Origin of the sequence: Candidatus Methanoperedens sp. BLZ2 (assembly GCF_002487355.1) — an archaeon.
GTDB lineage: Archaea > Halobacteriota > Methanosarcinia > Methanosarcinales > Methanoperedenaceae > Methanoperedens.
Window position 1 is genome coordinate 159,673 of sequence record NZ_NTMG01000085.1, and the last position, 13,004, is coordinate 172,676.

Below are 13,004 nucleotides of genomic sequence, written 5' to 3' on the forward strand. Positions count from 1 at the left end.
GTGAAATATGGAGAATAAAACAGGATTTTACAGCGTTGCAGCAAGTATGGTAACATCGATATTGATCGTCATATTATTTTATATATTTGCTATCCAGAAAGTTGGCCCATCCACTCAATACAGTTATACGGATGTGTATGCGGGGATGGTTTATGCGTTCATTCTTTCGATGATAGTATCGGCTTCGATATGGCCTGGAGTAATCGAGAAAAGGCTAAAGGAATAAAAACAAATAACAAACACTGAATGAATTTCCAGAATAATTATTCAATATTTCGCATACTGCGGCCTTGGACATGCGCCGAACTCAAACGTCCTGAACAGGTCGTATACATGATCAGGGACTCCTTTCTTGACCTCCAGGCCGAATTCCTTAGCGACTTCAAATGTTATAGGTGTGCTGTGGGTTATGTATCCTCCCGTTAAAAAATCAGCCACATCCTGTGCCTTTTCTCTTTCCATTCTATCTTCCAGCAGCCACTCTACTAATTTTATTACTCTTACGAGACTCTTCCTGGCTATATCCGAAAGCATGATGTTCTCATCTGAGATGGTCCCTATCGGCTTTTTATTGAGCAGAGAGATTAAAGAGCCTGCAGGTATATCCTTTATCTGCGGGTCAACAGGCCCGAGCACGCTGTCCTTCTCCATAATAATTTCGTCAGCAGCCAGTGCGATAAGTGTACCGCCAGACATGGCATAAAAAGGAACTATGACCGTGACCTTTGCAGGATGATTCTTCACTGCCATGGCGATCATCTCAGCAGCCAGGACAAGTCCGCCGGGAGTGTGCAGAATCAGATCCACATCCTTATCCTCTGGTGTCTGCCTTATATTCATTAAAACATGCTCTGTATCCTCGATATTGATATAATTCTCATCTTTTTCTTCCCACGGCTCCCTTCTGTGGATCAATGTTATTACTTTAGTCCCCCTTTCTTCCTCCAGTTTAGAAAGTATTTCAGTCCGCTCTACCATGATTGCTGCTTTCATTCTTCCTTTTTTCTCAAGTCCTCCGAACATAATTGAGCAATGCAGGCTGCAGAATTTAATTTTTTCTCCATCAATTTCCCTGTTTACTCCTTCTCCCTCAATTCCCATACCGCAGTAGATACATCTTTCTGACATCCTTAAACCTCCATTGGTAATTCCGATTGATCTGCATTTAATTTTAATTTTATTTATACCTCAGCCAGAGAGAGGAGAGTCCCAGTATGGCAATAAATATGAACATGAATAAAAATACCAGCATCATTTCTTTATCTTTGTCTTGCATGGTAGATCGCATATGTAAGAACTATCTAATTGCTAAAGAAATTTTTGGTTTAAATTTGAAAAATTATTTAAGCATTTTTTTAACAAGAAATTTCCTGAGCCAGAAAAATCTGTAAAACAAGAGACCTCAAGAATTACCGTAAAGTACTTACGTTTACACTCCTTGTAAACATATTATGATAGAACTGGACAATCTCGATGTAAAGATATTGGCACATTTGCAGAGCAATAGCAGGGAATCATTCCAGGAGATCGCAAAGCGGTGTCTTACAAGCGTTCCCACGGTCAAGAGCCGTGTGGACAGGATGCTTGAACTCGGGATTATCAATAAATTCACAATAGATATCGATAACGCCAAGCTGGGGATAACAGAAGCGATACTCCTTGTAAATGCAAAGCCAGGCGCTGTCAGGAGGATAACTGAAGAGCTCCGGGGGATTGAAGAAGTTAAGGAGCTGTATGTAACCTCTGATTCTGATACAGCCATCGTATCAAGAGTGGCAGGGGATATGCAGCGGATTCTTGCGATACAGGAGAGAATAGGTCTTACTGATGTGAATAACATCCGTATATTATCAGTAAAAAATGCATACGGGAAGGATTCAACTATCCCGCTCGCGTCCTCCAGCATAACATTGACCTGTTCTTATTGCGAAAAGAAAGTGACAGGAGATGCAGTAAAAAAGAAATTCGATAACAAAGATTATTTCTTTTGCTGCACTACATGCCAGGGCGAGTTTGAAAAGAAATACACTAAAATGGCAGCCAGGATCTAAAATGAGAATTATCATGGCTCTAAGGCCGGAATTATTTGTATTTTCAAATTATCTGAAAAAGATTTAAAGTATGGACACGAATAACAATAAATATATTCCGGCACTGCGCCATGGGTGGTTCACACCTTTTTATGATCCATTAATGCAGTTGTTCATGCGCGAATCCACATTCAAGCGCGGCCTTATCGAGCAGGCTAATATAAAAAAGGGTTATCAGGTACTTGATATCGGCTGCGGTACAGCCACACTAACTATTCTCATAAAGAAAGCCAATCCGGATGCTAAAGTGACAGGTCTTGACGGAGATCCTGAAATTCTCAAGATTGCGAGGAAAAAAGTAATAAATGAAGGTATTGACATCAAACTTGACCAGGGAATGTCGTTTGAATTACCGTATCCTGACCGCTCTTTTGACCGTGTAGTTTCAAGCCTTGTTTTTCATCATCTGACAGCAGAGAACAAAGCCCGCACATTTAAAGAGATATTCAGGGTTCTGAAACAAGGGGGAGAACTGCATGTTGCAGACTTCGGGAAACCCCATAATGCACTGGCGTATTTGATATCACTGGTATTGCGGCATCTTGAGGAAACAAAAGAGAACATAGATGGGCTGCTGCCCGATATGTTCCGGAAAGCCGGATTTGAACAGGTAGAAGAAACTGCAAGATTTATGTCGCTTTTTGGTACGCTTTCCCTGTACAGGGCAAAAAAACATGAATAAACAAAAATGCGTATTCCTTATCTTTATAACTGCAATTACAGCCCTGAATATAAATTTTGCTGGAAACGCCATCTCTTCTGAAGAACCTGCTCCTTCCCTCCAGTGGTTCCCATCTTTAGCTGCTGATAATGGCACAGTTTATATTGCCTGGGCCGATGAGCGAAATGGCAATTACACAAGGACAATGAACAATATACCCCATAAATCCGGGGACATATATCTTTCAAAAGGAAGCTTCAAGAATGGCTGGGTTTTTGATGAAAATATCAGGATAAATGAAATTAAAGGAACTACAGGGCACGGTTCTCCCTCGATAGCTGTTGATAACCGCAATATCTATGCAGTCTGGGAAGATGACAGATTCGGGTTTGAAGAACTCTATTTTTCAATGGCCGAAAAAAATAATATCAAGTTCAAAAAAGATTTCCCGGTTGTAGCTGAGACGGGAAGCCAGGTGCTGCCCTCCATTGCAATCCTGAATGAAACCGTATATGCAGCAATGATGAACAAGAATACCTGGGATATAGAATTCACAGAAGGGCGTTCTACCGGGCGTTCTACCAACAGTGTTTACAGATTTGATAAACCGGTGCGGGTAAATGATGATCCCGCAGGTAACTGGCACTATGCGCCGTCGCTTGCTGTGGATGATGAAAAAAATGTATGTGTTGCCTGGCTTGATGCGAGAAATGGCAATTATGATATTTATTTTTCACATGGAGTAAAGGAAAATGGGATCTGGCAATTCAGTCAGAACGTCAGGGTAAATGATGATTCCACAAACGCTTCCCATTATACTCCTTCACTGGCATTTGAGAATGGAAGCGTGTATATCGCCTGGTACGATGACAGAAATAAAGATTTTGATATATACTTCTCAACAGGCAGGTTAGAGGACAACTGGAAATTTGATAAAAACATACGGATGAATGACGATACAGGAAATAAAGATCAAATGCACCCCTCAATTGCAGTCAGGAACGGGGAGGTTTTTGCTGTCTGGGAGGATGAAAGGGAAGGCGCATCAAATATTTATTTTTCAAGAAGCATCAGAAGGAATGACAGTCTTGAGTTTGATAACAATATCAAAGTAAACGATGTTAGCGGCAAACATTACGATCCGCAGATTGAGATATCGCAGGACAATATCTACACTGTATGGCAGGCAGAAAAGATCCTGTATGACAACACTGTATCCGGGGAATATGTGACTGATGCCGGAGATATATTTTTTTCAAATGGAATATACAACGGTAAGGACTGGGAATTCAGCAGGAGTGTGAAAGTAAATGATGATTTGACAGACTCTTTTACAAAACCAGGCATGGTGTTTCTGGGTCCAGTGCTGGGCTCTGTTATTTTTTCCATTTTGATAGTGAGTTTTTTTAAGAGGAAGAATAAGAAATAAAAAATAAGAAACGAGAAATGAAAAACGAAGATAAAACAGATAGATACGACCTGCTTGAGAATGGATCAATACTATCCGTCTTCAAAAACCACAAAACCCGGTTTCTATTCCACCTGCCAGCAGTTTTGCTTTTAGTTCTGGTCGTATTTGCAGGCTTTTTCGGGATCCAGAACAGCAATAAGAGCCTGGCAACCATTTCAATCTGGGTTATCTGGTGGTCTCTTCTCATAATAAGCCTGGCTCTGTTTGGGAGGATCTGGTGCCTGATATGCCCTTTCGGGGCTGCAGGAGACTGGGTTCAGCACCAGACTTTATATAAAAAGGTTAATGATACATTCAGTTTAAACAGGAGATGGCCTGCTAAATTCAGGAATCTCTCTTTTGCAGCAATATTTTTTCTAATCATTACATGGGCAGATTTCCAGTTCAATCTTGTAAATAGCCCGATGTACACAGCGTATTTTATCGTTGCTTTACTCGGTCTGATCGTGATAATATCAATTATCTTCGAACGCCGCTCTTTTTGCAGGTATGTATGCCCCATAACAGGATTGATAGGCCTGTATTCAATGTTCGCTCCTTTTGAATTGAGGGCAAAAGAAAAGGAAACCTGTAAGATATGCAAAGAAAAATACTGCATATCGGGAAATGAAAATGGATACGCATGCCCGGTATTTGAATATCCGGGTACAATGGAGAAAAATGCTAATTGTATTCTCTGTACAGAGTGTGTAAAAACCTGTCACAGGAATAATATCTCCTTTAATCTTCGTTCCTTTGCAGGAGATCTGTTCACGTTAACAAAAACAAGAATGGATGAAGCACTGTTTATTTTGATGCTCCTGGGAGTGACAATATTTCAGACACTGATTATGATAAGACCGTGGGCGGGTTTCACCCGTGATTTAATGATTTATACGGGCGCAGGTTACGATACCATTCGATTCATATTATTTATTACAGCAGCGATTCTTCCTGTTCTGATTTATTCAACAGCTATCGCGATTTCAAAATTGTTCATTCAGAAAATAATTTTTAAAGACCTTTTCACCAGCTATGCATATTCCATCATTCCTCTTGGATTGATGATGCATCTATCCCATAATATCCGCCATCTGCTGGAAGAAGGCGCAGGGATAATTCCTGTTCTTTCGGACCCTTTTGGATTTGGGTGGGATTTATTCGGGACTTCCGGGTATATGCCGTCCCCGCTTCTTGATATTAATAACATTCTCCTCATCCAGTTGCTGCTGATGTTAATCGGGCTGGTATTTTCAGTATCGGTTGGCAAGAATATTTCAAAACGGACTTTCTACGGAAAGGACTCCGCATATATCCCTGTTCTCATATTTGTTTTAATCTTTTTCGTGTTTAACCTCTGGGTGCTCGGGCAGCCGATAATGCATAAACACTAATATTGCAGGGTTACTACATATAAGATGAATTCCAGGATCAGGAGAGAAATTCATTTAAACACCGCAAGCCGCATCGCATTCACTATCACAAGCAGAGAAAGGCCCATATCTCCAAACGCAACAGCCATCCAGAGAGTTACAATGCCAGGAAAAGCAAGAACAGCAAAACTTCCTTTTACTGCAATTGAAGTAAAGATATTCTGCTTAACTATCCCAAATGTCTTTTTGCTGAGTTCAAATAAATAAGGAAGCTTTGATATATCATCATGCATTAGCGCTATGTCGGCGGTCTCAAGTGCAACATCGCTGCCGATTGCTCCCATTGCTATACCAACAGTCGCCTTTGCCAGCGCAGGGGCATCGTTCACTCCATCGCCTACCATAACTACCCTACCGTATTTCTGGTTCAGTTCCTCGATCATCCTGACCTTATCTTCCGGAAGGAGATTTGAATGGTATTCATCAATCTCAAGCTTGTTAGCTATCGTCTTTGCAATTCTATCATTGTCTCCTGTCAGCATCGCCACACGCATGTCCTTTTTCTTTAACAAGCGTATGGTTTCAGGCGCAGCGTCCCTGACTTTATCCATTATTGCAATAATTCCCATACATTCCCGGTTCCCTACAAGTATTGTTGTCTTCCCTTCCTCTTCAAGCTCCTTGACTTTTGCCTGCGGGAAAGGGATCGATAGCTCAGAAAACATTGCAGGACTGCCGATATAATAGGTCTTACCGTTTATGTTTCCTTTTAAGCCCTTGCCTGGAATCGCCTTAAATTCGCTGGCAGGTTTTAAACTCACGCTCTCAGACTCAGCTTTTGCAACCACCGCCTTTGCAAGCGGATGCTCGGATAATGACTCTATGGATGCAGCCATCTCCAGAATTTCCTTAGCCGGATAATTATTGACCTCCAGCGTATCTGTCACCACCGGTCTTCCCTCGGTCAGGGTGCCTGTCTTGTCAAAAACAAAAACTTTTGCCTTTGCCATCTCCTCTATGTAATTTCCGCCTTTTATCAAGACCCCGTTCTTTGCAGCGCCTGTTATTCCAGAAACCATTGAAACGGGCGTGGAAATGGCAAGAGCACAGGGACAGGATATAACCAGCAGGACAAGTGCTTTATAAAGCCATTCATCAAAAGGCTTACCGAAAACAAGGCTTGGAATTGTAGCCACGCCCACTGCCAAAAATATTACCGCAGGGGTATAATATCGGGCAAATTTATCCACAAATTTCTCAGTCGGGGATTTTTTCCGTTCAGCCTCTTCAACCATTTTCACGATCTTTGAGAGCACAGTTTCCTCTGACCTCCTGGAGACCTTTATTTCAAGATAGCCGTGTTCGTTAAGAGTCCCGGCATAGACCTGATCCCCTTCCTTTTTGTGAACTGGCATTGATTCTCCGGTGATAGCGGCCTGATTTACGCTTGACTCTCCATTAATTACAATACCGTCAAGTGGTATTTTCTCGCCAGGTCTTACAACCGCAATATCATTTATATTCGCATCGTGAACATGCAGGTTTACCTCCTTTCCATTTCTCTTTACAACAGCAGTCTCAGGAGCAAGCTTAATCAACGCCCCAATGGATTTTCTTGCTCTTTCGCCCGCATAATCCTCTAAGAACTCGGCAATGAAAAACAGATATACCACAGATGCTCCTTCTTCCCCGTGACCTATGGAAAAGGCACCCACCGCGGCAATGGTCATAAGGAAATTCATATCAAGGCGTTTTTTCAGAAGAGCTAAAAGCCCCTTTTTCATTATGCTGTATCCGGAGACTACAGTAACCATCAGGTAGAGGATGTTAGCCTGAAGCTGCATTCCCAATACAAATTCGATATAAAGCCCAAGAGTCAGCAATACAGAGGAAAGTGCTATGATCAGCGTGCTCCTTTGCTTCCAGATGGATGGTTTTTCCTCAAAAATATCAGTTGCACATGATGAGCAGCTTTCTTCGTGATTTATCTCTTTTCCCTCTTCAATTGCATTATATCCGGCATTCTCAATAGCACCTATAATTTGCGATGTGTTAATGCGGGATGAATCGTACTTTATTGCTGCTTTTCTCGTAATGAAATTCACGCTTATATCAGATACGCCGTCTAATTTCTTCACAGCGTTCTCCACATTCATAGCGCATGAAGGACAGTCCATGCCTTTTACTTTCAATTCGCATTCATTTGGCTCGACCATGGAGACTTATAGTTCATATTTTTAAAAGTAGGTTGTGCTAAGAAATTGGGTAAATGTTAATAAGGTTTAGAGAGATGAGTCCAAGAAATGGAAGCCCGAAACCAACCTTTGGTATTTTTTGCAGCCATACTCATTGGTCTTGCATCAAGTAATATCGAGGCTGTTGGGAATATTTCGATATTGATAATTCCATCACTTATAGTAATGCTGTATTTTGTTTTTGTAGATGTAAAAGTTGCTGATGTTTCAAAAGCTGCAAGAAACCGCCCTCTTATATCCGCTTCTCTTGGTCTTAATTTTATATTCACGCCAGTTCTGGCCTATGTTATTGGCTGGATATTCCTCTCTGACATTCCGGATCTTTGGATAGGGCTTATCATGCTTTTGGTTACACCATGTACTGACTGGTATCTTACTTATACAAAGATTGCCAGGGGGGATGTTCCAGCCTGTCTAACCCTGCTGCCATGGAACCTTATACTTCAGTTGGCTTTACTACCTATTTATCTAAAAATCTTCGTGGGTGAACTCATAAATATTGAACTCAAAATGATCATAGACGCTATGGGACTTGTTCTCACAGTTCCTATTCTCGGAGCTGCTTTTTCCAGATGGGCGCTACCTGAAGATTTGAAGGAAAAACTTATATCAAAGAGTTCTTCCATGCAGATGTGGGCGCTGGCGTTTGCAATATTCTCCATGTTTGCTTCGCAGGGGAGCATATTATTGAAAACCCCCTCTCTTTTTATCAAATTTCTACTTCCGCTTTTCCTTTTTTATCTGATCATATTTACATTAGGGCTTATCATTGGAAAGATCTTGAGCTTTGAATTTCGCAGGATTGTATGTCTTGTCATGACGACGACTGCAAAAAACTCCCCTCTTTCTTTAGCTATAGCAGTAGCAGCATTTCCAGATAGACCTCTGATTGCTCTGGCGTTGGTGCTTGCGCCGCTTATCGAAATCCCTGTACTGCTATTGCTCTCAAAAGTCTTGCCTTTATGGGAGAAGTACGGATATGCAAATTAGACGGAACAGCGGCAGACCGTAACATCCTTTATTGCAGATATGCGCTCTACAAACTGTTTGATACTGTCATTATCTCCCTGAAGGATTACCCACTCAGCGCACCTGTCGCCAAAATTAGTGTGGGTTGCAGATTTGACAATATTTTTAAAATCATGGATGATGTTGTGTACCGGCTGCTCTCTCTTATCGTCATAAACAATAGTAGCGATGAATGGAGTAGCGCTGTCAATATGCTCTATCCATTTATTCTGGGCAACGAATCTATGAAGAGCCTCACGGACTGCATCCGAACGGCTGGAGAAACCCAGCTTATTCGTGATATTGTCGAATTCCTTTAGCTCTGTGCCTGAGAGTGATATGCTTATAACTACCATGAATACTCTATGATGCTTGATTGCCTGAAATAGTTATTTTTCAAATTTTAGCGCTCACTTACTTTCAATGTCCTGTTTAACTTCTTGTTGTTGCAATGTATCCAAGATCGCTTACAGCCTTTGCAATGTCTGATACTCCCACTATTGCCGGGTCGTACTCCACAACTGCCATTCTTTCATTCAAAGAAACTTTCGCACTTCTGACTCCTTTCTTTTTTCCAAGCGCAAGCTCAATGCCTATAGCACATGCCCCGCAGCGCATTCCAGCGATATCAAGAATCAGTTTTTCCATATTACACCTCGTTTTCTGTTTAATTGCCGTCTTTCTGCTCTATTCAGCACAGCAGCTCATCTTTCTGATATCCCTTCTAAAGGACTGTGCCACAAGTTTTACCGCCTCTGTCATTGTGGGAAAAACATGAACCGTGTCTATAATGTCATTAATCGTCATTCCATATTTTACAGCAAGCACTCCTTCATGAATCATATCCGCCGCCAGGGATGCCACTATATGCACGCCGAGTATGCGCTCTGTTTCTGCATCGATCACCATTTTTACAAGTCCCCGTGTATCCTTTGCCAGCACTGCTCTTGGCACAAGTTCCATCGGGATAGTGCTGCATCTGCAAGTTATGCCTGTTTCTTCTGCCTTCTTTTCTGTCAGACCGACACTTGCCACTTGCGGTATGGTGAATACGGCATGGGGAACTGCTGAAAAGTCCATCTTTTTCCCTTTACCTGCCAGGGCGTTCTCAGCCGCAATTGAGCCTTCTTTGCCTGCTACAGTCTCAAGCATTGGTTCGCCTATAACATCACCTGCTGCCCAAATATTTGGTGATGTGGTTCTCATCTCATCATCCACGATTACTGCGCTGTTCTTATCAACCTGAACACCTGCTCTTTCCAGACCTAAATCCCTCGTATTGGGCTTCCTGCCTGTTGCCATCAGCAGTTTTTCAGCCTTAAATTCTCTTTTTTCGTCTCCAAAAAATGCAGTTACTACGATATTACAGTTCTCTTTCCTGACACTTCTGACACTTGCCCCGGTCTGAATATTTATGCCTTCCTCCTCAAGATAGGCTTTGAGATAATCTGAGATTATGCTTTCCTCTTCAGGTATTATGCCGGGACTTCTCTGGATCACTGTAACTTTTGTTCCAAAATGAGCGAACATCTGGGCGAATTCCAGACCAATAGCCCTTCCGCCCAGCACTATCATTGATTCAGGGAGTTCGGATAGCTCCATAGCCTCTACGTTGGTCAGGTAATCTACGCTGTCTATACCTTCTATAGGAAGGATATGTGGAGAGGAACCTGTGGCTATAACGAACTTATCGGCATGTAGAGTCCTGCCGTTCACTTTTACTTCGTTTTTGGAATCAAAAACAGCCTGCCCTCTCAGAAGAGTTATCCCTGAAGCATCAATTACATCAATATACCTGCTCTTCCTCAAGCCCTCCACAATCTCTCTTTTCTCGTTTATCGTGCCAGCGAAGTCAAGGGATGAGGTAACGTCCAATCCAGTGTGACCATGATTCCTGTAATAGTTGATTTCCCCGACCCTGAGGAGGTGCTTGCTTGGCACGCAGCCAACGTTAACGCAGGTGCCGCCGATTGTACTTTTCTCAACCATCGCCACTTTTGCTCCTAAATCTACGGCTTTTATCGCCGCCCCGAAAGCAGCAGAGCCGCTGCCGATGATTATTAAGTCAAATTTGTCCATGTTATAACCTCATTTCTATATCCACTGATTATGTTATTTTCCTTGGTACGCACACCATTGCTTTCGGTTTGCAAACCATGTGGCAGCTCCCATCCCCCACGCAGTTACCAGCGTTTACAACGACTGAGATTTTCCTGCCATTTAATTCCTTAATCTCGTAAACTCCCTTTGAGCAGACCTTCACGCACATCCCGCAGCCGTTGCATTTCTCTTTATCAACATATTCTATAAAGGCTGGAGTCCACTTTTCGCCTGACTTTGTTTCACCCTGATAATATGCAACATCATCAAGTTCACAGCAGCAACTCTTCATTTTTCTACACTCACAGTTTCAAAATTGCTGGATTTGCAGGCAGGACAGATTATGCTTTTTCCAAGTCCTTTAAATCTATTTTCGCAATCAAGGCAAACGTATTCTTTCAAATCCATTTCTATTTTTTCTATATCGAATTCGGGCACATCTCCGACCATGCACATATTTTTCACCTCAATTTCATGTGTATATCTGTAAGCGTCCATTTCTCATACCACGGTAATGATTTTAAGATATCCTCTATGTTTTTTCCAAGCTTTTCGGCATAATTGCCTGCTCTATGAATATATTGATACGACATGCCAAGTAAACCTTCAGCTTCATGCTTTTCTGCTTCCTGCAAAGCCTCTTTGAGGCCTTCCTCGTATGTATGCATAAATTTCGGAAGTTCCCCTGAAATATCGATACCTGCTTTAGCTGCATAATTTATTGCATTTTCTATATACACATGCATTTCATAGATTTGCCCTTCTGATGCATATCTTTCTGCTTCTTTAAGCATTTCAGAGATTCCTTTTCGATATGCTGGCTTTAGCCTTTCAAGCTCGATGCTGATATCCTTGTTGAGTTTTACGGCAGTCTCCTTTGCTTTTGATACATAAAAGTCAACATCGTTCAAAACATTCAGATCTGCGCACTGCTGAGCTCTTTTAAGAAATCTTTCCAGGTCGTTATTTCTGTCTTCAAGGGTCTTTTCCCTATCTGCTTTTTCTTCGATCATAATTTCTTCAAGCACCGAACCAACATCTCCCATCGCTGTTATTTTGCCAAGCTTCATATGCGCAGCGTGGTCGCAAACATTCCTGACAAATTCCATGTCGTGAGAAACTATAACAAATGTCGTCCCCGTCTCTTTTCTTGCTGTCAGTATCGAGTTTGCAACTTCGTTCTTTGTGATCTGGTCCATCGTTCCTGTTGGTTCGTCAAAAATAACAATCCTCGGTTCTCTTATGAGAACCTGCGCCATTGTCACCCTCTGACGTTCTCCAACGCTGAGCTCATATGATGTCTTCTCTAAAATCTCATGTGCTGTATTTTCATCAAAGCCCACTGCTTTCAATGCAGCAATCGTTTTTGTTCTTGCCAGTTCAGGCTCAAGTTTCAGACCTATCGACTCGGTCAGATTAGACAATACATTCCTGTGAGGATAAAGGGAATATTCCTGATGCAAATAACCTATATGCGGTTTTGCGCGCCCCCTGAAATCTGTTCCTTTCTCGGTCATATCAACCCATATATCCCCGATCCTTACATCCACTTTTCCGCTGTCTCTCTCCATAATACCTGCTATGATTTTAGAGAGTGTTGTTTTACAACCTCGCAAGAAAGAATTCCTTCAAACATTTCCTTCACATGCTTATCCGAAAGATCAAGAATTTGTGAGATAAGCTCGTTCTTTATCGAGTAAACCACAAATTTTCCATCTTTTTCGGTGTTTACAAGCCCACAGTTTCGCAGACATGCCATATGGTGCGAGATGAGACTCTGGTCTTTTCCTGTCGCCTCGCAGATATCATTTACGCACATTCCGCCGTTCTCTTTCAATGCATAGAGTATTGAAAGCCTGGTTTCATCGCTCAATGCGCTGAAGAAATATTTTTTTGCAGTAGTCAAATCTCCATTTAACATATGTATGTATGTTCATACGTTCTATTATAAATAGATTTTGGAATAAAATCAGCATCCTTTCATCCAGAGCGGCCTTTGCGCTCTAAGATTATTTAATACTAAGCTCATCAGAAACATAATATTCGGTTAACCGAAATATTTAATAA

The 13,004-nt window shown here is 41.8% G+C and carries 15 protein-coding genes; 6 read left to right on the top strand and 9 right to left on the bottom strand.

Features of this window, described 5'->3' with window-relative positions; translation table 11 throughout:
• Positions 1–7: 7 nt before the first annotated feature.
• Positions 8–226 carry a hypothetical protein gene (locus tag CL181_RS19485; RefSeq protein WP_097301000.1) on the top strand — a complete coding sequence of 73 codons (219 nt, stop codon included), beginning with the start codon at positions 8–10 and terminating at the stop codon, positions 224–226.
• 41 nt (positions 227–267) lie between these two features.
• Here the strand turns inward: CL181_RS19485 and CL181_RS19490 are convergent, their stop codons facing one another.
• Positions 268–1,128: an SDH family Clp fold serine proteinase gene (locus tag CL181_RS19490; RefSeq protein WP_097301001.1), complete on the bottom strand. Its 861-nt coding sequence runs from the start codon at positions 1,126–1,128 to the stop codon at positions 268–270.
• Between the two features lie 323 nt (positions 1,129–1,451).
• On the opposite strand from CL181_RS19490, the gene CL181_RS19495 reads away from it, so the two are divergent.
• The 4 genes from CL181_RS19495 to CL181_RS19510 all read left to right on the top strand — a co-directional run bounded on the left by CL181_RS19495 (position 1,452) and on the right by CL181_RS19510 (position 5,595).
• Positions 1,452–2,051, top strand: coding sequence for an AsnC family transcriptional regulator (locus CL181_RS19495; RefSeq protein ID WP_097301002.1), 600 nt, complete (start codon positions 1,452–1,454; stop codon positions 2,049–2,051).
• 70 nt (positions 2,052–2,121) lie between these two features.
• Positions 2,122–2,772 (top strand): class I SAM-dependent methyltransferase, encoded by a 651-nt coding sequence (locus CL181_RS19500; protein ID WP_097301003.1) that lies wholly within the window; start codon positions 2,122–2,124, stop codon positions 2,770–2,772.
• Positions 2,765–4,180, top strand: coding sequence for a hypothetical protein (locus tag CL181_RS19505; RefSeq protein WP_097301004.1), 1,416 nt, complete (start codon positions 2,765–2,767; stop codon positions 4,178–4,180). The genes CL181_RS19500 and CL181_RS19505 overlap by 8 nt, the downstream gene beginning before the upstream one ends.
• Before the next feature lie 17 nt (positions 4,181–4,197).
• Positions 4,198–5,595, top strand: coding sequence for a 4Fe-4S binding protein (locus tag CL181_RS19510; protein ID WP_097301005.1), 1,398 nt, complete (start codon positions 4,198–4,200; stop codon positions 5,593–5,595).
• A 50-nt stretch (positions 5,596–5,645) separates the two neighbouring features.
• Here CL181_RS19510 and CL181_RS19515 read toward each other — a convergent pair whose 3' ends face one another.
• The gene (locus CL181_RS19515; protein WP_097301006.1) at positions 5,646–7,790 is read right to left on the bottom strand and encodes a cation-translocating P-type ATPase; all 2,145 of its coding nucleotides are present in this window, start codon (positions 7,788–7,790) and stop codon (positions 5,646–5,648) included.
• Between the two features lie 87 nt (positions 7,791–7,877).
• On the opposite strand from CL181_RS19515, the gene CL181_RS19520 reads away from it, so the two are divergent.
• Positions 7,878–8,819: an arsenic resistance protein gene (locus CL181_RS19520; protein WP_097301007.1), complete on the top strand. Its 942-nt coding sequence runs from the start codon at positions 7,878–7,880 to the stop codon at positions 8,817–8,819.
• Here CL181_RS19520 and CL181_RS19525 read toward each other — a convergent pair.
• The 7 genes from CL181_RS19525 to CL181_RS19550 form a co-directional block, all read right to left on the bottom strand.
• Positions 8,816–9,193 (bottom strand): CopG family ribbon-helix-helix protein, encoded by a 378-nt coding sequence (locus CL181_RS19525; RefSeq protein ID WP_097301008.1) that lies wholly within the window; start codon positions 9,191–9,193, stop codon positions 8,816–8,818. The genes CL181_RS19520 and CL181_RS19525 overlap by 4 nt on opposite strands.
• A gap of 76 nt (positions 9,194–9,269) precedes the next feature.
• Positions 9,270–9,485, bottom strand: a complete 216-nt coding sequence (locus tag CL181_RS19530) for a heavy-metal-associated domain-containing protein (protein ID WP_097301009.1) — start codon at positions 9,483–9,485, stop codon at positions 9,270–9,272.
• 39 nt (positions 9,486–9,524) lie between these two features.
• On the bottom strand, positions 9,525–10,916 hold the full coding sequence (gene merA, locus CL181_RS19535) for a mercury(II) reductase (RefSeq protein ID WP_097301010.1): 1,392 nt from the start codon (positions 10,914–10,916) through the stop codon (positions 9,525–9,527).
• A 28-nt stretch (positions 10,917–10,944) separates the two neighbouring features.
• Positions 10,945–11,229, bottom strand: a complete 285-nt coding sequence (locus tag CL181_RS19540) for a 4Fe-4S dicluster domain-containing protein (RefSeq protein WP_097301011.1) — start codon at positions 11,227–11,229, stop codon at positions 10,945–10,947.
• Positions 11,226–11,393, bottom strand: coding sequence for a hypothetical protein (locus CL181_RS20760; protein ID WP_176505352.1), 168 nt, complete (start codon positions 11,391–11,393; stop codon positions 11,226–11,228). The genes CL181_RS19540 and CL181_RS20760 overlap by 4 nt, the downstream gene beginning before the upstream one ends.
• 5 nt (positions 11,394–11,398) lie before the next feature.
• Complete coding sequence (locus CL181_RS19545) at positions 11,399–12,508, bottom strand: ATP-binding cassette domain-containing protein (protein ID WP_097301012.1); 1,110 nt, start codon at positions 12,506–12,508, stop codon at positions 11,399–11,401.
• An 8-nt stretch (positions 12,509–12,516) separates the two neighbouring features.
• The gene (locus CL181_RS19550) at positions 12,517–12,858 is read right to left on the bottom strand and encodes a metalloregulator ArsR/SmtB family transcription factor (protein ID WP_097301013.1); all 342 of its coding nucleotides are present in this window, start codon (positions 12,856–12,858) and stop codon (positions 12,517–12,519) included.
• Positions 12,859–13,004: the final 146 nt, after the last annotated feature.